Origin of the sequence: Chitinophaga filiformis (assembly GCF_021646545.1) — a bacterium.
In the GTDB taxonomy this organism is placed as follows: domain Bacteria; phylum Bacteroidota; class Bacteroidia; order Chitinophagales; family Chitinophagaceae; genus Chitinophaga; species Chitinophaga filiformis_A.
Genome location: NZ_JAKIRP010000002.1, coordinates 798,030 through 821,427, shown reverse-complemented (window position 1 = coordinate 821,427; position 23,398 = coordinate 798,030). Strand labels below are relative to the sequence as shown.

Sequence of the window (23,398 nt, the reverse complement as noted above, 5' to 3'; positions counted from 1 at the left end):
CACAACAATATCACCCCTCTCACAAAGAAAGACATATGCTACGCATCGTATTTGCGTGTAGTCAACACCTGTTTATTTCTTTCGCAGCTCCAGCTTCCTGGCTATAAAGACCGGGCAATCATGTCCAATCTGCCAGTCTTTCCACAATCTGCATACCCAGATAAGTTTTTAATTCTTCTAATTGATTCTGCCGAACATAGTCCGAGGGATTTAATATACTGAAACGTCCGGTGCCAGCCCAGACGTTCCTCCCTCATCAAAACACCGCAACACCCATCTCCGTCTCCTCTCCCCACACATTCCCTGCCTTCACAACTACCCTTCCTCCTGGAAAAGCCGGATTCGCAACCGCAGTCCGGTAGCTCCAAACGCCGTTGCTATTCATCGCAGCCCCTCCTTCAACCTCCTTTCCTTCGGCTGATAAGATACTTACCATAACATGGTCAACATTTCTTACAATCATATAAATAACATCGTTGATAGCCCCTCTATAACAGTCAGTGATAACGAGCCTGATATCCGGAGGTTTGTTTGCAGATCTTTCATCCTCATATGGCGGCCGTTTTATATGTCGTCTTCTGACGTTTGAACCTACTGCTGGTAATATAGATAACCACTTAAAATTTATCATACCATATAACTTTTAATTGTGAAAAAAAAGCGCCCCGGTAGTGAACCGGGGCGCTGGTTTATGCTTCTCTAGGAAATCGCGGACTCTTTCCTGGTTGTATTACCGGGCATATCCGTTGCAGTAACGGCTATGCGAGTACCGGTGAGCGCCGCGTTGGCGGCAGTTACCGTATACACCCAGAAACGTCTGTCTTTGGTATTGATGACGGCATCTCCCTGTTCCAACACAGTGCCAGCTTGCGACAAGATGACAACTGTTACGGATTTCGGTGTGATGACATCCCTTGCTTTGACTGTGATCAGATCACCGACGGTTCCTTTATAGCCACTGACGTTTATTTCATCAATAACCGGTGGATTCATTGCATCCCTGAGGGCTACATTATATGCGGTCTGACCACCTTTCGCAGCTTTCTGATACAGCGCCTTGATGGCAGGATCTTTTACCGCATCCTGCGCAAACAGCGACGCTATTATAAATCGCTCGTTTGTCTCCTGCTGTTCTTCAGTCGGCGGTTTGGTGCTGGGACCGCGTTTAACGGCGACTACCGTTTTTCCCTTTCTGACGCGAAAGTTCATCATATCTCCGACTGTGCCGGATGTCCCTTTCGTGAAAATATTCGCTTTTACGTATGCCATAGTGATAAGTTTTAGTGATTAAAAAATGTTGTTTAACCACAATCATGATCACCAGGTCAAACAGGAGGCGCCCCTCTCCTGCTTTAGGCGCAGCCCCGTTGATCGCGATTGCTGACACAATATTAGCACGATTATCTACGTGGTTTTCGACGATGTCCATAGGACGCCAAAACGTGTCCACAGGACGCCAAAACGTGGGTTCGGAAAGATGATGAAACTACATGTTAAAAGATGCAGAAGTGGCTTAAAAAGGCATCCTTAAACTCTCTGCTGATGGGCAGTTGATCTCCGTTCTTCATAGTAACATCCATATCAACAAACCTGATATGACGAATGCACACGATATATCTTTTATGTATACGGAGAAAAATGTCGGGAGAAAGATGCTTCTCGAATTGCCGGAGGCTGGTTCTTACCCTACGGGTACGGCTGTCGGTAAGCTTAAGCTGAATATACTTGTCTAAAACGGTCACGTAAACGATCGATTCTTTTTCGATCATCTCACGCGTCGTATCTTGTGCAAGTATGAGAAATGGTTGTTCCATATAGTATTTAAGTTAATTGATGTCAAATAAGTACTGTAAAAGATCGATAAACGTAGTCCTCGTAGGACTTCTGAGCCCTGCGATAGGGATACATGAGATAGTCGACATTCAGCTGTTAATGCACTAACAACGGTTTTTGCCTGTGATGCGATAATTCTTAAGTAATTCATGATGTATAAAGTTGTTTTAAGTTTTTAAAATGTGTTACGAGTTGTAGTATATGCGCATATTCCGGTTACAAATTTCTGGAAAACAACAACTTACCGATCATTTTTAATGCAAGCTTTTTCCCCAAATTGTACACAAAAAATCGAAGTCAGGGTCTACCCATTTCTATCGTTTCCTTCTCTGTTTTGATACCGCTTTTATACCGCTAATCCTACGTTAATCCTACGTTCATGAACGTAGGATTAACGTAGGATTAGCGGTATAAAAGCGGTATCAAGAGGGTATTTGCACGGAAAAAAAATTTACAGTTTCATTGCGGAGATTCAGGATTAACTTTACAGATCAATTACAAATTCACTATGCGCTTTACAGATGCGCAAATTAAGCTGTACACAAGCGAAAACAGGAACCGGAACGAAAGCTAAATTCACCTAAAACAAGATCTCATTAAAACGCAGGCATCATTGAAGAGGATGAAATATCGAACACTGACAGGGGATAGCTGTTCAGAAGCAGGAAATATGAGGGATGATACAAATGCAAAAGTAAAAAAGATCGTAAGCAGCGGGGCGCTTTGTGCTGCATTACGATCTTTTTCTCATAAAGTCCTTTATAGCGCTGTGATACACCGTACTGCCCGGACGCACTTTATAGGTGGCCTTCCTTACCGGGTCATTAACAATTTCTCTGGCGTATGCCACCGCCGCAGCAAATCTGGATTTTTCATCCAGCTGCGATGCCGACCAGGCCACATTGCTCATATCAGGATACTTAGTAAAAAAGGTCTGTCCCTTTCTTGTTTTAACTACAAACTCCTTGTTTGATACAGCCTTACTAACCTTGATACCGGTTAACAAAGCGTTTTTTGTTTTTGCCATAAGTAAATTTTTTATTTAAAATTAGAGAAAACCGGATTGCGGGTTTTACGTAATTTTCACTTTACTAAAAATGGAGGCCGGGCAAGACTACCCAGCCGTTGTTTCTCTCTATTGTTAACTACTACTTTCTTTTATCGCGCGACTCCGGCTGAAAAGCAATCAGGTTGAACATCTCACGCATGCGGCTACGTAAGTGATCCCCATAAATTGTTCCCAGTTCGGCAGCGTTTAATCGCGTTATGGCATGTGTGATCATGCCATGGGAATGCATCAGATTGTACCTGGCGAAGAGTATCTGCCCCATGAGATTGATCTTATTCCCCCAATAGTTCACGATGGGTTCAAAGCCAAGATCATCAAAGCAATGGACATGTGGCATCCTTCTGTAAGGATTAAATGCCCTCTTGCTATATTTCAGGATCACGTCATTACCGAGATCTGTAAATTCGAGACTGATCTCCTGAGAAGATCTGACGAACGGACGGTGATCGGGCAAACTGAAATTTGACAGGATACGCATGATGGACGTTTTCCCGCACCCTACAGGCCCTGTCAAGAGGAGACCTTTATGCAGGTCAATTTTCTCTTTTGCGGCCACTTCGCCATCACGAAGGAAATAGGCGATCAGCTTCATGATGACGGGCCGGTCGATGTCGTCAATAGTAAAATCGCACCGATACAGGTCTCTTCCCTTCTCTTCTACCTGTGTCAGCATGTAGTGATAATCAAAAGGGCTCATCGTAACGTTTGTCTTCTTCTGATCGGAGCCCTCCGGTTGTTGTTGTTGTATGTCCAATTGTGTTGTTTTTGAATGAAGGAATTCGGCTGATCCATTTTTCCGCGGCGGCCTTCCAATCGAGGATCGGCGTACCGCTCATAGTCCAGCCTATGGCTTTGTAATGAAAATAAAACAGCGCTGCTTCTTTTTCCGATTGGGCAGCGGCGCGGAAATAGACAGATATTTCTTCTAATTCCGGCGCTGGCGCCGCCTCAATTTTATCTATACTTTTTTTTGCGGGCGCGCTGTTTTACCCTCGTTTATAAAATTGTTTATTTGTTTATTATTAAAGTGTGTCAAAATTGACACCGTATGTGTGTCAAAATCGACACTCGTACCTGGGTCTTTATTGCCACACATATGCGTGTCATTTTTGGCATGCCTACGCGATTCGTTTTTCCCCAAAGGAACCATTTTTATCACGCAGGACGAAAAAGGTCCCTGAGGCGGCTCATATGTCAGATAACCAAAATTATGCAGCCGTTTCAGGCATTCCGTGTACGTGTGGAGCGAACCTATCTTGCAAAGTTTTAAGACTAAACTCCTGTTGACGATTAATGACACAGGAAAACGTTCCAGATTCCATAACTGAAACAGCGCCATATAGAGGCTAATATCGTTCGCACGTAGTCGCTCGTGCTCGTGAACAAGTGTGTAAAATGCGTTCAGGTGCCGGATGAAATTGATATTCAGATACTGGGTATTCATATGTTTTGGTTATTTGAGACGTTTAGTAAGCGGTGATTAACAATCCTGTTTGCTGGTCATTTCGAGATCTAACATTCTTTTTGTGTGGTAAATTTCCCATTTCAGCCATTCGTCCAATACTACTTTCAGCGACTTCTGACCGGTGTGAAAGGATGTCCCCTCCTCCACCAGCTGATGCGCAATTTTCTTTCGCCGTTCGATGAGCCATATATACTTCTCCTTGTTATTGGCGATGGTACTGCACTCTTCCCGGAACTCAGCGATCAAATACCGCACATACTCTACACTGTTGAAATCAATGTATTGCAGCCGGTTGTAAAGGCGCCAGACATTGTCATTGCCTTTCCTCACGAATGCAAGTAATTGTTTGGCCAACTTTTCAACATAGTCACGATTACAGTAAGTGAGATACTCTTCAGCTGATGTTGAAACTGACAGTTCCAGCGGAGCAGATACAATACGCTGCAGGCGGCCGTCGAGTGAGCGGAAACGCGGTGAGCTCTTTATTGTCACTACAGTTTCCATAATAAACCGGTGAAACAAATGCCTGCTGTAAGCCGGTATCTTGTAATCATCGTCCATATACCGGTAGAAATTTCTCTCCAGGTATAAGTGCAGATCATAGAGCAGCTTGTGAAGGAATTTGAATAATCTTTTCTGCTCATCAGGAGAATCATCGATGTCCATCCGGTCGGCTTCATACTCCGGCAGCCATTGCATTAATTTGTCCATCAATGGCACAATGCTGTACTGACACGACTTTACAGCAATACGGACGGTTTCTTCTTTTGTTGAACTTTTGAGTGATGATAAAAACTCCTTCTCCAGAGATTCAAGCTTAGGGAATCTTCCGAACATTACCTGGCTGATAAATCTCGGATGCAGAACGGGCGATTTTCTTAATTGTTTTGGAATTTCCTCGCTAATGAGGAATGCAAGATGATGTAACATTTGCATGCTATCAGATTTAATTGTGAAAAATAATTACAGCTTCAAAGCAGATAAGTACACGCAAAGGCATTTGCGCACATGCTTACATGCGTTGAATTATTTTATTAGTAAGAAGTCGTTAAAAAGCTATGAAAAAGGGGTAACTGAGTCCTGGGGAAATTATAGTAGGACTGGTAGAGATAGTAGGGATAGTCGTAGGGCTAGTAGAGGTAGTAGGGCTAGTAGGGAGAAGCTGGCGGAAGTAGAAATAGAAGAATTTGAATTTAAACCTGAGAGATCAGGTAAGTCGACCAGATCGGTCAATGGCCTCTTTAAAATGAGTCTTGTTTTCATTTTGTTTCAATTGGTGATTAACGTTATTAAAACTATAACAGAATGCAATTTAGTGAGTTTGTTATTATCACCGCTCAAATCATGAATATATTTTTGCGATAAATACAATTTATGTATAATATATTTAAAATCGGTTACCAGTAGCGTTATTATTAAAAACGAGGCCTGATTTTTCATCCGGCCTCGTAGTTTTATGGAAATGTAACTTCCTGCTGTTATGTCATTAAACGTTGTTGCCAGATTTGACGAACCATCCTGTAGGAAGGGATAATCGTATTAAGTTACCTTTGAATCACAAAATTTGCCATTTACTATATCTGAAAACACGCTACCATCTTAAGCGAAAACTTTCGGTACTAACGGAACAACATCTCAGCGGAAAACCGAAATACAATGGATTAATGAAAGGTTAATAAATCTTAGACCACAATTTCTGCCTCATTAACACAGAATTAACGACTGGCCGTTTCGAAATGTATAAATTGCGGCCGCTCTGTGCGTAATTCTCATACAGTTGATAACTTAAAATATTCTCCCCATCGGTAGTCTAATAGTCCAATAAGATTTATTTGCTTTGACTGTACCTATCCAGTTGTTGATCATCGATGAAGAATAACCGCAACAACGGCGTTAAAAACTAGTAAGCAGTGAATTTACTTAGGACGGATAATAATCCTGTTTCCTTTACAGTGCTACGTTCAAGCATTCAAAAGGACAAATCTATCTCTGACATTTTTGGGGACAGTTAAAAAACCACTGTTTATAGATTATTAAGCACCGGCACGTTCACTATTAAAGCACTTTAAATATTCTATTCCAAATAATTTCACATGAAAAATCTCCGTTGGCTATTTCTTTTAATTTTTACTTTCTCTGCTACTACTACATCCGGACAATACGCGGATGACAACGTTACTAATCGTAAAGCCAGGGATCCATTTAAAGCAAATAAAAAATCCGGGAAAACTGACAGTAGTAGCATCTCTAAAACTATTTCCCTATCAGATTCTGTTCCCGAAGAAAAAACCATCGCAGGTGTAAACATTTCGGGTATTCAAATAATCAATGCGGTAAGCGATTCTTCTCTGCTTGGATACGTACAGACAGGTATGTTCAACCAATGGACAGAAGCAATTCCGGACAAGCCTTACACTGAATATTTACAATCTTATGTAGATCGCCGGTATAACACGATGTATAAAGAAGGTGCTACAAAACTAGTTTGGATCATACAAGAACTACGTATCAGTGAACGAACATTTAATATGAGCGAGAAGGGCTTTTTACATCTCAAGGCAATTTCGTTCGCTGGTGACAATAATGATACATTCAGACTAATAACAGAATTGGATACGATACTCGAAAAGGGAGGTATGGACGTAAGCCGCAAACACAGAGAAAATATAATCCATGCCTTGCAGATTTTACTGGACCAATCGCTTACAAAAAATGTCTCAGTATACAAAGCGACCTATCCTGTTTACACAATGTCTGCCATCAGGGCAAAAGCACTACAGCGCTACAACGTGCCTGCTTTGCAAGAAAAGGATCATCCAGATGGCATCTACTTAACCTTTAAGGAATTTCTCAATGATAAGCCATCATTTTCAAATGTAACTTATAGCCTTGAACATGATTCCGTACGTTTCTATCATACAGACAATAATGGCAATAAAATTTTTATTGATAAATTCTGGGGTGTACGCAAAAATGGCATATTACTTAAACAATATTATGATCTGCTAATTCCCATTGAACAAAAGCAGAATGGTATCTCTCTGACAAATAATCTCTTACTGGCACGCCAGAGAAACAATGCGGTCATTCCTGCAATGGTGGGGGGAGGACTCTTAGGAGGTGCCATAGCAGGAGCTGCCATGGGAGGATCATCTATGGCCTATGTACTGCCCCTGGTAAAAAATATTCCATATATCCGCAAGAAAGTCCCTTGGGCTACCCGTGTTGATATTGAAACGGGAGAATTCGCGTTGTAAATCACCAAGTGCTATAACACTGTAATCGCATCCAATTTCGCTGTTGTTGGTCAGAAAATATCGAAAGATATTCACTGGCTCGCGTCAGTACTGAGGCGATGGCAGATAGGCTCTTCTTCGCTGTTAAAGTCTTCAGCTTTGCCATAACAGCCATTTTTGGAGTCAATGGCCGAGACATCTATCCAGGGAAAACCTTCAACATTACAAAACATCTGCTTTTTCTTCTTCAGTAATACACCTGTCTCTTCCAAAACCTTTAAAACGACATTGGTGGCAAGCTGGCGGCTAAAGTAATACCAACTATAAATTTTCCATTAACCAATCCTGATCTATCGAGTCGAGATCAACATCCGGATAACCCATTGGGTACACATCCAATTGTCTCATGTCAGGATCAAGGATCATCGCAAGCGTTTCATCGATCTCCGATATATTTTCTTCAATGATACAGTTTAATTTAAATTGAAGTGATCTTCCATAGTACAGTCCTGCAGAAAATCCTTCCAGCATACCACCGAAAGGATAAGTAGCATTATAAAGTTGCTGCTGTAGCGTGCCTAAACAAAGAAGTAGCACGTACGAATATGGGCCCCTCTGAACCGAACCCACACATTAAAAAATAGCTATAAGAAATGCCTGAAATACCCTAGCTTTGACCCAAGATTTGAAAATCTCCTCCCTATGAAAATAAAAGAGTTCGAAAACGGAAAGCTAATCACCCTCTCTACGGCATTTGACACAAGGTCCAAGCTGCTATATCTATTCTATTTTTTCGTTTTTTTTGTATCAGCGACAATGTTCCTCCGATTTATCCTATTAGCTTTCGACCAGTTACTGGCATGGGTTATATGCGGATTGTTCGGCGCCCTGTTGTACACCGCCGCTTATCGGTTTGCTAATAAGACTGTTATGAAGGAACAGCTCTTTATTAGCAAAGATTCCTTGCAGTTGATCAGAAAGGAGATCTTCAGATCAAGCAGACAGGCGTTCAATGTAGAGAAGATCTCACATTTCAGACATCTCGCAAAACCACCGTTAACAAAACATCCTTTAGCAGGGGAAGGATTTGATTATCTTGGATTTCAGACAGAAGAACAGGTGATCAACGACATGCATGGGGATAACCAGCTTGCTTTCGATTATGCGGGAAGGACGGTTAAATTCGGCAATGATATTCCTTCATGGGATTTTGAAGAACTGGAATCCATCTTTCTTGAAGTGACAGGAAAGGATCTTACAATCGCTGTTAAAGAGGATGACTTCTATATTCAGTAAAATGTTTCCGTCGGAAAAATCCTTGAGCAGGTTCCTGGTCCACAGTTCAAAGAATTTCTATTCCAGCCTTGACAGGGTTCTATAAGTTCAACTCATCCAGATTGCTGCAACACGCGCAAACTGCTATCCGGCTAACTAATAGTTCGTCTTATTCTGCTAAGTGACGATTGTGTGATGCCCAAATAAGAAGCTATATACGATAACGGTATTCTGTTTGCCAGTGTAGGAAAATTATTCAAAAACATCAGGTACCGTTCCTTTGCATCCTCTGTCATCATTGGGCTGATCCTGTTTATTTTTTCTGCCAGGGCTTTAGCTGTTATTTTTGAAATAATTGTGTCCCAACCGATAATCGTCATTGACAATTCCTCCATTGCAGTCCTTGTTAATACAAGATATTCGCAATCTACTATAGCTTGTATATATTCAGTAGAAGGGATGCGCTGGTTATAACTATTTATATCTGCTACAAAATTGTTTTGGTCAATGAAGTACTTTGTGATCTCATCGCCTTTGTTATTGTAGTAAACGACCCGCATGATTCCCTCTACTAAGAAAATGACTTCACCAGGTACTTTTCCTGCTTCATGATAATATTTATCCTTTTTAGTCGTCTTTATGATGACTTTACTCTTTATCAGCTCTATTTGCTGTTCATTTAAATGCCCAAAATGTAATAAGTAATTGATCAGTCTTTCCATAAACATGCTATTTCATTTGGCTCATCAGCATCTTGTCAAACAGTTTGTCCGATAACATCTTTCGAAGGAACAACATTGGCTTTGCCATAGCGCCCCCAATATACCTTGTTTTTGGATGTTCCGCTTCAACTCCCTTTTTAATAAGTTTGGCTATCACGATCGGTTCAACCGAGTTCTTCGCCATATCTGTGTACATCTTATGTATGCTGTTTGCCAACTCTTTGTAAACGGTAGCTCCCGAAACACGCATTAAGTCCCTGGCCCCAATTGCCGTCATTTCAGATTTTGTACCACCCGGTTCAACTACAATTACGTCAATTCCAAACTGTCTTACTTCGTTACGAAGCGAATCACTCAACCCTTCTATGGCAAACTTACTTGCATGGTACCAAACTCCCATTGGCAAACCAACTTTACCGCCGACAGATGAGATGTTGACAATCTTCCCGTACCTGTTTTTCCGCATTTCAGGCAATACCAATTGTATTAGTCGTGCTACACCAAACAAATTTATTTCCAACTGATTTCTGGCTTCTGCCATTGGCACATCTTCAAGCGCTCCATATGAACCCAATCCGGCGCAGTTAATTAAAACGTCTATACTTCCTGCTTCTTTGAAAACCTTCTCTACACAAGCAACAATGCTCTCCTCTTTAGAAACATCCAACGCAATAGGTTGGATACCATTTTCTTTTAGTGACTGCATCGTATCAATCCGGCGTGCAGCGCCATAAACATTGTAGCCATTTTGTGCCAGATATATTGCTGTCGCCTTACCGATACCTGCTGAAGCACCTGTAATCAGAACTGTCTTTGCCATTCCTTAATTTTATAATTTAACGAATGATGCGAAGATACTTTTGATAACACTTGAATTATTTGCCATTTGGCAAAAACTTGAATGGTGTAAAACTACCATGTACCTGTGGACATGACCAGGTGCGCCAAGCAGATAGTGGCAGATGGTTGCGCGACTCCGTTGTTGTAAGATCGTATATTTTTCATCGTTGCATGTGAAGTCCTATCGGACGAACAATCTTAGCATCATATCTGCCACTGCGATCACATTTATAATAACAACTACTAACTTAATGCCTATGCCCCTCTTAAATAACCAAATCTTGTGACATGACCATAAAGTATACAATTCTGTTAATTGCACTGCAATCGCTCGCCTTTGCAACTTACGCCCAGAATACGACCGTCAATAGCAGCCCCACACTCGACCCTGTGGAGGATTTAACCGTGAAGTCCAACGCAGACACACGTTACGTTACTTTAACCGGTATTACTCCCGGAGATGAGCCTGAGCAATTAACGCAAGTGTCGGTAAGCACCAACAATGGTGATATGATCGACTGGCTGGAAGTAGACCAAACATCCAATGGGCGGGCATATATCCGTTATCGCTTGAGGCCGGACGCGTCTGGCAGCGCTAATGTTCGGGTACTGGTCACAGATAACGGTAATCCCGCCAGAGAGATCAGCCGCACTTTTAGCATTACCGTAATGCCAGCAACTGTTTACTCTTCCCCCGAAAAGTCAGTTCCAGCTGACCTCGCGTTGAAAAAAATGACACTTAAGGCCTATCCAAACCCATTCGTTTCCAATGCCACCATAGTATTTTCAACGCCTTCCGACGAACGGCAGACAACGGTAGACGTATATAACATGTCGGGTGCAAAAGTCGGAACCTTATTTAATAACAGCACCATTGGCGGGAAATCATACTCCATTCATTTTGGAAACACTGGCTTACAGCCGGGTATTTACATCATCAGGCTAAACAGCCCACATCACAACGAGCAACTGAAGCTGGTTCTTGGGCAATAACTGTATCCTAATTTAAAAATAGCACTATGAAGCATACATCTAACAAGATGGTGGTAATGATCGCCATCTTACTTTATGCAAATATCACATCATCCCTTGCAGCAACTTACTACTTTTCCACCTCGGGTTCTGATTCCAACAGCGGATTAACAACAGCATTGCCTAAAAAGTCCATTGCAGCGGCTGCAGCCCTTATGACGGGAGGAAACATTATCCTCTTTAACAGGGGTGATATATGGTATATAGGAATGGACTCGCTTAATCTTACCGGGAAATCGAATTTCACCCTCGACGCTTATGGTACCGGTAATAAACCTATTATTGCCGGCATGGGGCTTCTCGATGGTACATGGACGTATACAGGAAGCAATAACATCTGGAAATCCGTTGATACACGGTTCAACTTCGCTCACCGTGTTTTCGTAAATGGCGTATCACGTATCAATCTTACCCGGAAATTTGGTAATACCAATACGCTTGCAGATCTGGATTCTTTGGACGAATACTATTACCAGGAAGGGGCCGCAAGCTCCCTGTATATCAAAACAACTTCCGCCACCGTAGCTCCTACAGGTGTAGAGATTATACCCGGCAGAGGTGGATATTACGGAGGCGTTGAAGTGGTTCAGATGAAGAACACTTCCAATGTTACTATCAGCAACATCGAATTCAGGGGAGGCAGCAGAAGTGCCGTCATTATCATCGAGGCTCCCAGCAGCAATATCACCATCAATAGCTGTATTATTGGGAGGGCTTATTCTAACGGTATCACCGTGGCTAATTATGCCAACAATGCTGATGTTGTGCAAAACATCAACATCACCAATTGTACTGTTGATAAAGGCTGGAATGTGGCCGAAAACAACGTCAAATCAAACATTGTACTGGAAGGCGATGGCATTGCTTTTCTGCATGGCGTCAATACTGGAACGATCAGTGGCAATACGATAACGAACTTCGGTCACGACGGTATATGCCTGTTCGGATATTTAAACCCTTTGAATTATGGGGTGAAGTATGTCAAAGTAGAAATGAATGATGTGTCGGCCGGTAACTCAGCATACATGCATGCCATTGATATTATTGGCAATGTGAATAAGGTGATGTATAATATTGTGAAGCGAAATTACTTCCATCATTTTACCACAGGATGTACAATCGGCGGGAATGTAAATTTTGTGTTCAGCAACATTTTCTCGAACGTACTTGTTTCGCCCAACGTACAGCAATCGCAGTCGCCATGGGCAATCAGCCTGGCCTCATGGACGCTGTCGTCAGCCAGCCTGGTTGCAAAGGATAACTGGGTATGCAATAATACCATCTACAATACCGATGCTTATTCGATCCTGCTGGACCGAGCAGATAGCGATAGTACATCTGTGTCGAACAATAAAATAATGAACAACATCTGCATGAACTTTGGCCGCGACACTTCATATCCTCTCGACCCCGAGCACTCGTTCCCACCGCCAAGGGTCGCCTTAAGGTTCGTGGTGTCCGTTCCAATGGCATCTACGCTTATCCGTAACAATAATTTCTGGGCAAACTACGATACAACAGCAACAAAGAAAGTAGCCCTTTACAGAAGCAGTTTTTATACTGCATCGACGCTTAACGGATGCGCCGAATGTGGCTTAGGTAACAGTACGGGCAATGTGCAGTTAAACCCCCGTTTTGATTCGTTCTTCGGACTGACCGCTGCTTCAAGCCCAACACTGCAATCCGGCGGATTTAACTACGCCACGAATATCATAGGATGGGGACTCCCTTCGGCAGAATTCGTGGACTACTATGGAACACCATGGCCCGCCAATCCAAGCATTGGGGCTATTCAATATTAGGAAGAGCATTCAGGCAGATACCGGCAGATGGCTACACCAAAATGCACAGGTGTAGCATTGCCGGTATCCACCATTTCTACAAATCCTGCGTTGGCAACAAGGATATCAATAGATCCTTTTTCTGACTTTACAATACTGTAAAGCCTGTCCAGGTCATCAAGGTTCGCGATGTCGCCCCGTACTGTTGTGACATTAGCCCCTAATGTTGCTTTTGCTTTATCCAGCACTGATTGTCTCCGGCCAGTGATAAACACATATGCTCCTTCTGCAACAAACCTTTTGGCTGTTGCCAAGCCTATTCCGGAATTACCACCTGTAATAACTGCTACTTTGTTTACCATCTTTTGCATTGTCTTATATTTTGTTCGGCTAAGTCATATTGACAACACAAAATTGTTACAAAGGGCAATCTTCAAAAAACAACCAGATTCATAAAAACAGTGAATGTAGATTAACTTTTTCTTAGATTGTAACATCCAAAAAGGTACTACGTTCTATCTTACAACAAAGTCTATTAACAACTGTGGTAAATAAACCGAAAGTAACACCCGTTTTTATTTAAATCAGCTAAATATTCAAACCTATGAGAAGACTGCTTTTCAGTTCACTGGCGCTTGGATTGTTGTTTACGGCATGCGAGCCAGGGCCGGTTCCCTTTGGTGACCCTGATAAACTATTAGCGACCGACGTTACAGATATTGATAGTACCATACTTAGTTATGACGCTGGCGGAAGACTAATACTTTTCGAACGGTATAAACCTTCAGACAATTCTACATCTTTTGTGAAACCAGCTTACAGAATCGACAGACTGATCGCTGCCGATTTCGGTACATCGAAAAATGACATTACTCATAAATTCAAGACCTTCGAATACGCCAGCGGAGGAAAAGTGCTCAAAGCATATTCTTATGAATATGGGTTGGATAAATACAGCGGGTATGACAGTCTGGTATATAATGCATCTGGTCATCTAACAGCTATTTATGTTGCTACGATTACGGGGCAAGGTGCCAGCGCCGGTTTGACGCAGAAAAATGTATTCGAATGGGATACATACTACTCGAATATTATCAGAAAATATAGTATTCCCATGAGGGATGGCACAGAAACAGAAGACACGACTGTAACAGTATACACATACGACAACAAAGTGAATTATATAGCACAGCAGCCGATACTGTTTAACTTTCAAATGGACGAACCTGCAAATGCGCTTTCCCGCAACAACGTGCTGACTGCTATCACCACTTCCGGCGGTGACAGCGAGGAGATCTCCAACGTATACACTTATGATAATGGAGACTATCCAATTAGCGTGACAACCACTACGAAACAATTACATAATGGCGCTGTGGTCATCACCAGTCAAAAAAGTCGTAAGCTGACCTATGTACGATTATAATTGTCTGCATTGAGGTTACGCTTGTAGCGCGATCAAGGACAAGGCTGTTTTAGACACCTCATCGGCAGTGTACTTCCGGAGAACCAGCGTAACTATCTAATTATCGTAGACTATGTAACATCCTTACTCCTTTCATCGTTTCACCAAAAAACCTATATATGCAACTGAATGTTTACCCGGTTATCATGTTGTTAGTTATTTCCCTGTTTGCATCCTGCAAGAAAGATATCGCTTATGAAAATGACTTTTCCAGGAGCGAGAACGTCTGGAAGAAATTCAAGGCTTCTTCCGGTAATTCCTACCGTTATATGGTCACCAACGGTAGCTGGGCCGGTACGCTCAGCGAAACGATTGTGACCGTTGAGAATGGGCGGGTAATGGGGCGGTCATATCTGTATAAAGTGCGGGAAGTTCCAAACGGCCCGCTGGTGATCCGCGATCAGTGGGAGGAAGATGCTTCCAGCCTGGGTTCACATCAGCAAGGCGCCGCACAGCTTACACTTGATGAAATTTACCAGCGCGCAGAAAACGACTGGCTGAAAAAACGCGACGATGCGGAATCTTACTTTGAAACGAAAAACGGCGGTATGATTTCATTATGCGGGTATGTGAAGAATGGATGCATGGATGACTGCTTCATAGGGGTCACGATAGCGTACATTGAAAAATTATAACCGGCCATTACTAAGGAGTTTTCCGGAACTCATTTTTAGTCAAAAAGACAAGCAGTGCCTGGTTGCAGGAGAGAAAGAATAAAAAGGAAAATACTGTTAAATAAAACCTCATATAGTATATTGATAGCACTACTATCAGGGCCAGGCCCTGATAGTAGTCGTTTAGTTTAGGTTCAGCCCCAATGTAACACCCGTCCATACCTTTCCCTGGTAGATCCAGTATTTCCGGTTGCGGTCCATAAGATGATCCCAGCCAACAGCCAGACCGAAAGTAAAGGCGTTGACTGCAATATTCAGCGCGATACCCTTTGAGATCACAAATCCATCGTACTCTTCGGTGATGTTATTGCGGGTGACCCAGGGATTCATCGCTGTAGCGCCCATGCCCAAAAAACCGCCCATACTATATCCATAGTGCTCAATGTGCCTTTTATAGTACAGGGGCTTTTTACTGTATAAGACGCTGAAAGCATCGGACCTATACCCTACGTAGGCTGCACCGTTCAGATGTGTGGTGAACTGGTTAGGAAATCCGTATACAGAAGGACGGTATTTAAAAAGAATAGTCAACAGGTCGAGGTCAAAGCTATTGGTAACAAACGAATGCCTGCCACCTATTGGCCTTGCTGTTTTATCCGGCAGAGACAGGTCGATAAACTTCAGGCTATCAAATACCGGTACGTTGAGCGGATATACTTTGATGGAGTCTTCGCTTATTACTACATAAGCCTTCCCCGTATGCGCGGGGGTTTTTACTTTATAGGTTCCTTCGTTAAACTGGTATTTTGAAGATTCCTGCAATGCTTTACATCCACATAAAATGGAGAGCGCCATTATCCCGATTATTCTGATGCTATCAGCGGTCTTTGAATACAACATAAGGTCGATGGGGTGTTAGTTCGCACAGTTGCAAATATACCCATCCGCAGTTAATCTTACGTAGTTTCCTTCCGGTTTACATCACTCACCGACAAGTTTCGGCGTGAGCAGTAATGATAATACTAAGGAAAACCCACGATCATCCCGCAGGTTTTCCTTAAACAAGCTTTATCAGTTAGCCGAAAATGGCTGAGTGGAAATTCCCAGGTCATATCCTGCGAGTCTTCCGCGATCATAATCCGTTTGCGCAGTTGTTCTACCGGGGTATTGATTATTAAACTGGTACTGTAACAAAAGCGCTCGGGAACTTGCAGCATTTTTTAGCACACATCTTTTTAAAGGCCAGTTTTCGCCACATCCGTTGGATACTATACGCACAGCAGTAAATTCTTCATCGGCGTTTAATTGATAGTTTTCAGGTACCCATCTCACCGTTCCTGTCGAATTCACATCTTTGACACCTTTTTGTAAGCCATAATTACAAATCGTTTCGGTGGAAAGCCCGATATAGTTTTGATAGAACAAAGCATCCCGGTATCCATCGGTCCAACCTCTGTCATAATTGTCATTAGGATGAATACCAAATCCAGGCGCCGTTTGCGTTTGAGGGTCCTGAGGACCGGTGTAAACTACCGGATCAATACCTGTTGCAGGGTCGGGGCATTGTGTGTAGATCTCAACAGCTTCAGTATGCACGGGGGGGCGTGATTGAAATGATGTTACGCCAACAGTAGCTGAGGTTGTTCTTTCGTTCTGTTTTGTGCAGCTGAGTATTCCTAACAGGCACAGAAATAAGGACATTTTTCTCATGGGTCTTATTTTTAAGGTTGAATAAATAGAGGTTTCCGAGTGTCTTGTACTAACGCCTTTAGGCTTCTTAGGGAATTGTTCAAGGGTCAGCCGGGTTATGGGTTAAAAAGCATTTTCGCAAACAATAATAAGAAGAATAAACGAAAATATTTCTATCCCGGTTCTTTGAAAGAACAGTTGCTTGCCCTATCTTATACGTCACCAGATTGAAATTAACCACTATACTGTTCGTATCAACGTTGCCGTATTACAATTCATTTTCACACAGTAAGGAAGACACCTGGCAATGGATACCCTTGTAACGATAGAGAAACAATGCGGGAATGAATCCACCAGGAATATTTTTTATTCTAATACAATATTCCCTCCCCTCGTTCGTCATACTCATATGAAGAAATTAATCAGGATAACTATCAAAAGCCTGAAAATAGCACTTGCCGTACTTGTGCTATTGATAATCACAGTGTTAATATATATGAGACATCCACTATTCGGAAAAAATCCTTCGGGAAAGAGATTAGAATTGATCAAACAATCGCCTCACTATAAAGACGGGCAGTTTCAGAACATTCACAATACACCGCAATTGTCGGAAGGGTACAGCATGAGCGGCGTTCTGTATGATTTTATGTTCAAGAAACGCCTGCGTTTACGTCCGGTGGATTCATTACCCTCTGTAAAAACTGATCTGTTGGCGCTTAAGCCGGAACAGGATGTGCTGGTCTGGTTTGGCCACTCCTCTTATTTTATACAGGCTGGAGGAAAACGCTTCCTGGCAGATCCTGTGTTCTCCGGCAGCGCCTCGCCTTTACCCGGAGGGACTAAGGCATTTAAAGGTGCTGATATTTACACGGTTAACGAATTCCCGGCAATAGATTATCTGTTCATCTCGCACGACCATTACGACCACCTGGATTATAAGACCATGCTCGCGCTGAAGGATAAGGTGGGCAAAGTTATCTGCGGACTCGGCGTAGGAGAACACCTGGAAAGGTGGGGCTATGCGCCTGAGCGGATCATAGAAACGGATTGGTGGCAGGATGTGGAGCTGGGAGATGGATTTATTGTACACACCGCCCCTACCCGGCATTTCTCAGGCAGGACCTTTACGCGGAACAATACATTATGGCAGTCTTATGTATTGCAAACACCTGCCATGAAGATCTATATAGGAGGCGATAGTGGTTATGACACTCACTTTGCAGAGATAGGAAAGAAATTCGGTCCGATGGACATTGCCATACTTGAAAATGGCCAGTACGACCTCGCATGGAAGTACATTCATATGCAGCCGGAAGAGGTGCTGCAGGCAGCAAAAGATCTGCAGGCAAAAAGACTACTGCCGGTGCATTCCTCCAAGTTCACACTGGGCAATCATCCCTGGGATGAGCCTTTACAAAGATTAAAGGCCATTGCAGACATGCCGCTGGCAACGCCTATGATTGGCCAGATAGTAGACCTGCATAATGACAAACAGGTATTTGAGGAATGGTGGAAAGGCGTGAATTAAGGTCAGCTACAGCGCCGTTGTATCACTATTTGACACTGAGCATCGTAAAATGGGTACCATCGTTACTCACTTCAAATACTTTCCCATTAGTGTACCTCACCGCCTTGTATCGAAGCGGCACAACCGGATTGTTGTGCTCATCCAGCCATCCCCATTTACCATTTCGCCGCACGGCCACCATGCCATATAGTGGTGGTCGTACTCTTTCGTATTTGGTGGACAACCGGCCCATGCGGTAGTCAAGTTCTATGAAATATTTCGCTCCGCCGGCTAAGAGCAGTTGTTTGTATTCACGTAACCATTCGGCGCGTCCTTCATCACTATTCTCCCGGTATTGCAATTCAAGCTGATCTATCAATGTTTTACGCAGATCCCTATTCATGTCATTGAGGTCAATCTTCCAGACAACGGCATCCAGTAACAGTACGCCATAACCTTCCTGAAGCGCGACGCGGAGCAAGTCGCGGAAACGTAACGGCGGCTCATCACTTTCGGATACGCGTACGTTGGCTACCTGTTGCCAGGCAAGCTGCATTCGCCCGGCCACTATGGAGTCGGGCGTTGAGCCATCTATTTTCAAGGCATCATATAAGATGGTCCGGTGTGCCCACCGCGCTTTGCCTGGTGTATTTTCCGGTTCATTCTTTTTGATAATACCGTACAGCAGATGAAAATGGCTGGTATCCGGATATGTCAGCGTATCCTGAGCGGTTGAAGCCAAAGCATATAGCGACATTATTGACAATAGCAGGAAACGTAGCATCATTTTTTCAGCGATTATTTTATCTGCAATGCAGCGGTTATCTGGTCGATCGTCTTTTGCGCTTTATCGTAGTCGTTAAAGTCTAAAGTTGATTTTCCCGTTGCCTGTGCCAATGAGTTGACGCTTTTCCTGGAGGTCACCAGTTCCTGCACCTTTTCCAGCAGGAAATCGATATACTGTCTGTTATAGCCTTTCTTATCGGCTGCAGACCACTTGTTGTACACTTTCCCCAATTCGTCAAATCTCATGGGTATACCACCGCCTAAACTTACATAAGAAGAGAGGTTGTTCAACACAGCCATATCTGCATACACATATTTGATAGCACTGTTGCCACTGATGTCGGGGTAAGCCGCGAGTGTTTCGATAAGGCGCATGTTCGCGGAACTACCAACTTCAGCAAGCGCCATTTTATACTTGTCATTGATTATTTTGCTGGTCGCAATGTCGAACAGCTGGTTAAACCGTTTTCTGTAACCTTGTGCTATTTGTTTCGTAAAGCGACTGGCGGGTTGATTTTTTTCCAGAAACGCCAGATAGTCCTGGTCGGTCATTGCAGCTGCGCTGAAAAAACTTTCAGGGTCATTTACCTGCATTGGTGAGAAAGCCGTCAGCCACTTTGAGTCAATACTAAGTGCGAAACCCATCTCACCCGGTTGTGCGGTATTAAGGAAATCGGCGATAACAGCCAGCAGTTCGCGATCGTTATTGTAATAGGCCTTTAGCTCTTTCATAATTGCAGGCCGGGTAGTATTTTTTTCCGGCATTGCTTCGTAGAAATATTCATACAGGCGATGCCAGGCAAAGCCTTTACGTGCAGGCGAACTGGAAGGCACCGTTACCTGGGCGAAATAAATCTTTATCAAATTAGTGACAGCAGTGTCTGGCGTACTGCCACTGAAACTTCTCTCCCAGAAGCTGTTAACAGCAACATGGAATGAGTCGGGCACTGCCTGCATCACATTGTTCAAGCTCGCTAAAAAAATATTTCTGGCTGTATCCAGGTCAGCCGCCGTTTTGAATTTATTAAACGTACTCCATTTCAAATCAGCAAGTTTCGAGTTGCCAAGGCTGATCAGTGGTTGCGGCGTTTTCTTCACAATAGCAGCCTGTGTGTACAGATCGATAATATCGCCCCATTGAATGCCTGGATCCTGGTTTTTCATCTGTTTTACAGCCGCTGCCAGGTACAGAACAGCATCTGTATTACCGCCGCGGGCAGCAGCATTCAGTTGAGAGATAGCTCTGCTGGTTTGATTCAAGGCTCCCGAATAGGCAAAAGACCAGAATATCAGTCCGGCGGTATAATGATCGTCGGCATTCATTGTACTTTCTTTTCCTTTGAACGTTGCATTCATGTAATCTGACAAGAACTTAGCGTAGCTGAGCCGGGACTTGGATAGGGCGATAGGGCTGTTAGCACTCACCCATGTTTCTGTGATATAGTTGATGGTTTTACGCTTGAGCGCTTCATCTCCCTGATCCATTACTGTTTGAAAATAGGAAATAGCTTGTTCAACATTTTCGCGATCCAGCATAGCCCTGGCTGAATCAAAAGCGTTTAGGGGTGTTTGGGCCAAACAGACATGACAACATAAAACACAAATGGCCAGCAGCAAAATTCTCATACAGTATAATAGCGTATAGGTGATATAATGGGTAAAACTAGAGATATTTGTTTTATGTGAGATGGTCCAGTTTATGGATAATGTGTTGCATCTGGTATATTTCACGTACGGATATACGCTTCTGGTGGGGAAGACCCTAAACTAGTATTACATAACTGCAGACATTATCTTCATGCTCATTCCATCAAATAATATCTGACAAGAACACAAGTCCTGGGCTAAAATCACTTAAATAAAATAAGGTCGGGCTGGAGAATTAAATATATTGCTATATATTAGTTTTTTTCTCATAATGGAATCTATACCTTCTTCTCCGGATACAACCAGATTGGATCACCTGATCCAGTATCTCCCTAAGGCACACAAAGCGAATGACCTTAAGGCATTGGGAAAACTCGTTGAATATGCCCGTGCACATGGCGTTTTCTATCCGGATTTCGCGGATAAACACGCGATAGCTTTCAACCTCTTGCTGAATATCTCTCTTGACCTTTTGCGTAGCCCTCTTGTTCATCAGTCAGATGAGATCTGGTGGTTTATCGCCGAATGTTATGATATTCACTTTCACCAGATTCAGCTCGATGAATATCCTCCTGAAACGGCCCGCTTATTCTTCGAATTAACCAGGAATGTACTACATCCAGATCTGCATAAACTAGACAGGGAGGATTCAAAAATATCCTGGTACAGTCCCTGTATCTATTTTATCAAAAGGGCAAGCGGTAGCTTCTCGTCAAGACCAGATGAGTTTTTTGAACTATATACGCTTTTACAGCCCTGGATCCGGGAAGCCGGGGAAGATCATTTAGTTATGTATTGGGTAGAGGAGTATGAGGAATTAAGGTCTGGCACCGCTGACTGAACTGCGGTAGTGATATGAGAGAACAACCTCCCCGTCCACAACGAAAGCATTGTGAAATCAGTATAAGTGCACGGTATGTGCATCAATTAATGATGCGTCTGCGGATGCAACAGTTTAAAAAGCTCCTGTTGCAGATCTTCGTTTTTGTGTTTATTCAGTTGTTCAGTTTCAATTTCGTACCAGCCTGTCTTTTTACCTAAGGTTCCAATAACGAAGGAATGTCCGGCTTGTGCGGGCTCACCGGTTTGGGGGTGCTTTTTGGAAAGCGTTACAATAACATCTTTGGATTTTGACATATAGTGAATATAAGATAAAATCCGCAGATAACGTTTGATTTGCAATGTTTTATTTCAACATGGCATTTCCAATGATGAGAGTTGGCCTTCTTTGCTCAGATGGCCTCATTGTGTGAACATTATCCTTGTTATGCTATTACGATATGACAGGAACTACTTCTTTACTTCGTAAATTCCTTTTCTTTCATTCCACCGTAACTTGCTGCCATTTTCCTTCCAGAAGTTTAACCACCAATTCGCGTCTTTCGCTCCATTGACTTTTTCATCTCCGAATAATATGCCCAGGTAAGCAAATGTGTAGTGATCGGGGTTACAAAAATGTGCAGGAGAACCCTTATCCTCGGGTAGCTGATCTAATTTATATACGTCTTCCAAACATTTTTTGGTGATAGCATACTTAATTTCGTTCTCCTGCAAGGAGACAATTAGCGCCTCAACTGCATTTAGGCTGCTTACTTCAGACATTTTAGCGTTTTTGTATTCAATAGGTTTGTAGGCTTCAACAGCTTCGTTTGATAGATGCTTTAGCCATTTCGCTTTTAGTTCTTGCAGTTCTTTGTCAGTGGAATGAATCGTCACGAATCCAAAATTCTGGCGTGTCAGATTCTGGAGTATCTGATTGGCCCTACCTGCAACTTTAAATAAATCGTTGTCAATCACCAGGCCCTTTCCTTCGAAAGTTATATCCCCTGTGATTATCCTGTCCCAGATGATCAATCTGCTTGTTCCCTTTAATCTCGTTTCCTCGGTATTTGTTATTTGATTTGCCAATTCTTTCAGATAGGCTGAATCGCTTGAATGATGATTAACTGAGGCATTCATTGTCAGGAAAACCTCGCTCCAAAAAATATCACGTAAGTTTTTTTCCAGCAGTTGTGTTGATGTAAGTCCCTGAGCCTCATCGTACATCTCTTTTGTATAATTCTCGATATTTCTTTGACTCCAGGAAGTTAATATTCTTTGTGAAAAGGTATATTGATAGGTAAATACTACTAAAATGAAGGTAAAAATCTTAGCCATAGCTCGCTTGTTGGTATTGATATTAATAAACATACGTTGTACTTCATAAAACAGTTTGCCCAATTCAATTGGACGTCTATTTAATTCATCCTGACGCAAGTGTATACTAACTATCCTAAAATAACATCGCAAAGGATCCCTCAACCGTACATATTAATTATTCGTTTCTGCGTTCCCGTTGCAGCGGCACTTGCTAATATTGCAACCGATTTTCCCGGCAATGAACCCTAACCAAGCAATTCACAATGTTGCCGGGAAATTAAATTCATGTTAACCG

General features: G+C 42.7%; 25 protein-coding genes. 8 read left to right on the top strand and 17 right to left on the bottom strand.

The window, feature by feature from the left end; translation table 11 throughout:
• Window positions 1–256 precede the first annotated feature (256 nt).
• The 6 genes from L3C95_RS09575 to L3C95_RS09550 all read right to left on the bottom strand — a co-directional run bounded on the left by L3C95_RS09575 (window position 257) and on the right by L3C95_RS09550 (window position 5,303).
• Window positions 257–631, bottom strand: a complete 375-nt coding sequence (locus L3C95_RS09575) for a hypothetical protein (RefSeq protein WP_236387138.1) — start codon at window positions 629–631, stop codon at window positions 257–259.
• Between the two features lie 68 nt (window positions 632–699).
• Window positions 700–1,269, bottom strand: coding sequence for a hypothetical protein (locus tag L3C95_RS09570; protein ID WP_236387135.1), 570 nt, complete (start codon window positions 1,267–1,269; stop codon window positions 700–702).
• Window positions 1,270–1,493: 224 nt separating this feature from the next.
• Window positions 1,494–1,814 carry a LytR/AlgR family response regulator transcription factor gene (locus L3C95_RS09565; RefSeq protein ID WP_236387133.1) on the bottom strand — a complete coding sequence of 107 codons (321 nt, stop codon included), beginning with the start codon at window positions 1,812–1,814 and terminating at the stop codon, window positions 1,494–1,496.
• Between the two features lie 752 nt (window positions 1,815–2,566).
• A complete protein-coding gene (locus L3C95_RS09560) occupies window positions 2,567–2,860 on the bottom strand; it encodes a hypothetical protein (RefSeq protein ID WP_236387131.1) in 294 nt (97 codons plus the stop codon).
• Between the two features lie 121 nt (window positions 2,861–2,981).
• Window positions 2,982–3,656 carry a hypothetical protein gene (locus L3C95_RS09555; protein ID WP_236387129.1) on the bottom strand — a complete coding sequence of 225 codons (675 nt, stop codon included), beginning with the start codon at window positions 3,654–3,656 and terminating at the stop codon, window positions 2,982–2,984.
• Window positions 3,657–4,382: 726 nt separating this feature from the next.
• Window positions 4,383–5,303: a hypothetical protein gene (locus tag L3C95_RS09550; protein ID WP_236387128.1), complete on the bottom strand. Its 921-nt coding sequence runs from the start codon at window positions 5,301–5,303 to the stop codon at window positions 4,383–4,385.
• 1,157 nt (window positions 5,304–6,460) lie between these two features.
• Here L3C95_RS09550 and L3C95_RS09545 point away from each other — a divergent pair.
• Window positions 6,461–7,624, top strand: coding sequence for a hypothetical protein (locus tag L3C95_RS09545; protein ID WP_236387125.1), 1,164 nt, complete (start codon window positions 6,461–6,463; stop codon window positions 7,622–7,624).
• A 71-nt stretch (window positions 7,625–7,695) separates the two neighbouring features.
• Here the strand turns inward: L3C95_RS09545 and L3C95_RS09540 are convergent, their stop codons facing one another.
• Together L3C95_RS09540 and L3C95_RS09535 are read right to left on the bottom strand one after the other, a co-directional pair.
• Complete coding sequence (locus L3C95_RS09540) at window positions 7,696–7,875, bottom strand: hypothetical protein (RefSeq protein ID WP_236387123.1); 180 nt, start codon at window positions 7,873–7,875, stop codon at window positions 7,696–7,698.
• Window positions 7,876–7,924: 49 nt separating this feature from the next.
• Entirely contained in the window at window positions 7,925–8,134 is a 210-nt protein-coding gene (locus L3C95_RS09535) for a hypothetical protein (RefSeq protein WP_236387120.1), read from the bottom strand.
• 399 nt (window positions 8,135–8,533) lie between these two features.
• On the opposite strand from L3C95_RS09535, the gene L3C95_RS09530 reads away from it, so the two are divergent.
• On the top strand, window positions 8,534–8,899 hold the full coding sequence (locus tag L3C95_RS09530) for a hypothetical protein (protein ID WP_236387118.1): 366 nt from the start codon (window positions 8,534–8,536) through the stop codon (window positions 8,897–8,899).
• 131 nt (window positions 8,900–9,030) lie between these two features.
• Here L3C95_RS09530 and L3C95_RS09525 read toward each other — a convergent pair whose 3' ends face one another.
• Window positions 9,031–9,600 carry a Crp/Fnr family transcriptional regulator gene (locus L3C95_RS09525; RefSeq protein ID WP_236387116.1) on the bottom strand — a complete coding sequence of 190 codons (570 nt, stop codon included), beginning with the start codon at window positions 9,598–9,600 and terminating at the stop codon, window positions 9,031–9,033.
• A 7-nt stretch (window positions 9,601–9,607) separates the two neighbouring features.
• Window positions 9,608–10,420, bottom strand: coding sequence for an oxidoreductase (locus L3C95_RS09520; protein WP_236387113.1), 813 nt, complete (start codon window positions 10,418–10,420; stop codon window positions 9,608–9,610).
• A gap of 308 nt (window positions 10,421–10,728) precedes the next feature.
• On the opposite strand from L3C95_RS09520, the gene L3C95_RS09515 reads away from it, so the two are divergent.
• Entirely contained in the window at window positions 10,729–11,433 is a 705-nt protein-coding gene (locus L3C95_RS09515; RefSeq protein WP_236387111.1) for a T9SS type A sorting domain-containing protein, read from the top strand.
• A 26-nt stretch (window positions 11,434–11,459) separates the two neighbouring features.
• Window positions 11,460–13,274 carry a right-handed parallel beta-helix repeat-containing protein gene (locus L3C95_RS09510; RefSeq protein ID WP_236387109.1) on the top strand — a complete coding sequence of 605 codons (1,815 nt, stop codon included), beginning with the start codon at window positions 11,460–11,462 and terminating at the stop codon, window positions 13,272–13,274.
• On the opposite strand, the gene L3C95_RS09505 is transcribed toward L3C95_RS09510, so the two are convergent.
• On the bottom strand, window positions 13,271–13,624 hold the full coding sequence (locus tag L3C95_RS09505) for an SDR family NAD(P)-dependent oxidoreductase (RefSeq protein WP_236387107.1): 354 nt from the start codon (window positions 13,622–13,624) through the stop codon (window positions 13,271–13,273). The two genes, L3C95_RS09510 and L3C95_RS09505, sit on opposite strands and share 4 nt — an antisense overlap.
• 233 nt (window positions 13,625–13,857) lie before the next feature.
• Here L3C95_RS09505 and L3C95_RS09500 point away from each other — a divergent pair, with 233 nt between their 5' ends.
• Together L3C95_RS09500 and L3C95_RS09495 are read left to right on the top strand one after the other, a co-directional pair.
• Window positions 13,858–14,679: a hypothetical protein gene (locus L3C95_RS09500; protein WP_236387105.1), complete on the top strand. Its 822-nt coding sequence runs from the start codon at window positions 13,858–13,860 to the stop codon at window positions 14,677–14,679.
• 158 nt (window positions 14,680–14,837) lie between these two features.
• The gene (locus L3C95_RS09495; protein ID WP_236387103.1) at window positions 14,838–15,353 is read left to right on the top strand and encodes a hypothetical protein; all 516 of its coding nucleotides are present in this window, start codon (window positions 14,838–14,840) and stop codon (window positions 15,351–15,353) included.
• 162 nt (window positions 15,354–15,515) lie between these two features.
• Here the strand turns inward: L3C95_RS09495 and L3C95_RS09490 are convergent, their stop codons facing one another.
• Window positions 15,516–16,187 carry a hypothetical protein gene (locus L3C95_RS09490; RefSeq protein WP_236387100.1) on the bottom strand — a complete coding sequence of 224 codons (672 nt, stop codon included), beginning with the start codon at window positions 16,185–16,187 and terminating at the stop codon, window positions 15,516–15,518.
• A gap of 216 nt (window positions 16,188–16,403) precedes the next feature.
• Entirely contained in the window at window positions 16,404–17,042 is a 639-nt protein-coding gene (locus L3C95_RS09485) for a hypothetical protein (RefSeq protein ID WP_236387098.1), read from the bottom strand.
• A 475-nt stretch (window positions 17,043–17,517) separates the two neighbouring features.
• Between L3C95_RS09485 and L3C95_RS09480 the strand changes: the two genes are divergently transcribed.
• Entirely contained in the window at window positions 17,518–18,552 is a 1,035-nt protein-coding gene (locus L3C95_RS09480) for an MBL fold metallo-hydrolase (RefSeq protein WP_236387096.1), read from the top strand.
• A gap of 25 nt (window positions 18,553–18,577) precedes the next feature.
• On the opposite strand, the gene L3C95_RS09475 is transcribed toward L3C95_RS09480, so the two are convergent.
• Together L3C95_RS09475 and L3C95_RS09470 are read right to left on the bottom strand one after the other, a co-directional pair.
• On the bottom strand, window positions 18,578–19,318 hold the full coding sequence (locus L3C95_RS09475; protein ID WP_236387095.1) for a WG repeat-containing protein: 741 nt from the start codon (window positions 19,316–19,318) through the stop codon (window positions 18,578–18,580).
• Window positions 19,319–19,329: 11 nt separating this feature from the next.
• Window positions 19,330–20,853 carry a hypothetical protein gene (locus L3C95_RS09470; protein ID WP_236387093.1) on the bottom strand — a complete coding sequence of 508 codons (1,524 nt, stop codon included), beginning with the start codon at window positions 20,851–20,853 and terminating at the stop codon, window positions 19,330–19,332.
• Window positions 20,854–21,235: 382 nt separating this feature from the next.
• Here L3C95_RS09470 and L3C95_RS09465 point away from each other — a divergent pair, with 382 nt between their 5' ends.
• Window positions 21,236–21,805, top strand: coding sequence for a hypothetical protein (locus L3C95_RS09465; protein ID WP_236387091.1), 570 nt, complete (start codon window positions 21,236–21,238; stop codon window positions 21,803–21,805).
• Window positions 21,806–21,891: 86 nt separating this feature from the next.
• On the opposite strand, the gene L3C95_RS09460 is transcribed toward L3C95_RS09465, so the two are convergent.
• On the bottom strand, window positions 21,892–22,101 hold the full coding sequence (locus tag L3C95_RS09460) for a hypothetical protein (RefSeq protein WP_236387090.1): 210 nt from the start codon (window positions 22,099–22,101) through the stop codon (window positions 21,892–21,894).
• A 153-nt stretch (window positions 22,102–22,254) separates the two neighbouring features.
• On the bottom strand, window positions 22,255–23,121 hold the full coding sequence (locus L3C95_RS09455) for a hypothetical protein (protein WP_236387088.1): 867 nt from the start codon (window positions 23,119–23,121) through the stop codon (window positions 22,255–22,257).
• Window positions 23,122–23,398 lie beyond the last annotated feature (277 nt).

What these genes read in the sequence shown, in the direction of transcription:
- L3C95_RS09575 (WP_236387138.1), bottom strand. Translation starts at nt 631, where the DNA reads ATGATAAATTTTAAGTGGTTATCTATATTACCAGCAGTAGGTTCAAAC.
- L3C95_RS09570 (WP_236387135.1), bottom strand. Translation starts at nt 1,269, where the DNA reads ATGGCATACGTAAAAGCGAATATTTTCACGAAAGGGACATCCGGCACA.
- L3C95_RS09565 (WP_236387133.1), bottom strand. Translation starts at nt 1,814, where the DNA reads ATGGAACAACCATTTCTCATACTTGCACAAGATACGACGCGTGAGATG.
- L3C95_RS09560 (WP_236387131.1), bottom strand. Translation starts at nt 2,860, where the DNA reads ATGGCAAAAACAAAAAACGCTTTGTTAACCGGTATCAAGGTTAGTAAG.
- L3C95_RS09550 (WP_236387128.1), bottom strand. Translation starts at nt 5,303, where the DNA reads ATGCAAATGTTACATCATCTTGCATTCCTCATTAGCGAGGAAATTCCA.
- L3C95_RS09545 (WP_236387125.1), top strand. Translation starts at nt 6,461, where the DNA reads ATGAAAAATCTCCGTTGGCTATTTCTTTTAATTTTTACTTTCTCTGCT.
- L3C95_RS09535 (WP_236387120.1), bottom strand. Translation starts at nt 8,134, where the DNA reads ATGCTGGAAGGATTTTCTGCAGGACTGTACTATGGAAGATCACTTCAA.
- L3C95_RS09530 (WP_236387118.1), top strand. Translation starts at nt 8,534, where the DNA reads ATGAAGGAACAGCTCTTTATTAGCAAAGATTCCTTGCAGTTGATCAGA.
- L3C95_RS09525 (WP_236387116.1), bottom strand. Translation starts at nt 9,600, where the DNA reads ATGGAAAGACTGATCAATTACTTATTACATTTTGGGCATTTAAATGAA.
- L3C95_RS09520 (WP_236387113.1), bottom strand. Translation starts at nt 10,420, where the DNA reads ATGGCAAAGACAGTTCTGATTACAGGTGCTTCAGCAGGTATCGGTAAG.
- L3C95_RS09515 (WP_236387111.1), top strand. Translation starts at nt 10,729, where the DNA reads ATGACCATAAAGTATACAATTCTGTTAATTGCACTGCAATCGCTCGCC.
- L3C95_RS09510 (WP_236387109.1), top strand. Translation starts at nt 11,460, where the DNA reads ATGAAGCATACATCTAACAAGATGGTGGTAATGATCGCCATCTTACTT.
- L3C95_RS09505 (WP_236387107.1), bottom strand. Translation starts at nt 13,624, where the DNA reads ATGCAAAAGATGGTAAACAAAGTAGCAGTTATTACAGGTGGTAATTCC.
- L3C95_RS09500 (WP_236387105.1), top strand. Translation starts at nt 13,858, where the DNA reads ATGAGAAGACTGCTTTTCAGTTCACTGGCGCTTGGATTGTTGTTTACG.
- L3C95_RS09495 (WP_236387103.1), top strand. Translation starts at nt 14,838, where the DNA reads ATGCAACTGAATGTTTACCCGGTTATCATGTTGTTAGTTATTTCCCTG.
- L3C95_RS09490 (WP_236387100.1), bottom strand. Translation starts at nt 16,187, where the DNA reads ATGGCGCTCTCCATTTTATGTGGATGTAAAGCATTGCAGGAATCTTCA.
- L3C95_RS09485 (WP_236387098.1), bottom strand. Translation starts at nt 17,042, where the DNA reads ATGAGAAAAATGTCCTTATTTCTGTGCCTGTTAGGAATACTCAGCTGC.
- L3C95_RS09480 (WP_236387096.1), top strand. Translation starts at nt 17,518, where the DNA reads ATGAGACATCCACTATTCGGAAAAAATCCTTCGGGAAAGAGATTAGAA.
- L3C95_RS09475 (WP_236387095.1), bottom strand. Translation starts at nt 19,318, where the DNA reads ATGATGCTACGTTTCCTGCTATTGTCAATAATGTCGCTATATGCTTTG.
- L3C95_RS09470 (WP_236387093.1), bottom strand. Translation starts at nt 20,853, where the DNA reads ATGCTGGATCGCGAAAATGTTGAACAAGCTATTTCCTATTTTCAAACA.
- L3C95_RS09465 (WP_236387091.1), top strand. Translation starts at nt 21,236, where the DNA reads ATGGAATCTATACCTTCTTCTCCGGATACAACCAGATTGGATCACCTG.
- L3C95_RS09460 (WP_236387090.1), bottom strand. Translation starts at nt 22,101, where the DNA reads ATGTCAAAATCCAAAGATGTTATTGTAACGCTTTCCAAAAAGCACCCC.
- L3C95_RS09455 (WP_236387088.1), bottom strand. Translation starts at nt 23,121, where the DNA reads ATGGCTAAGATTTTTACCTTCATTTTAGTAGTATTTACCTATCAATAT.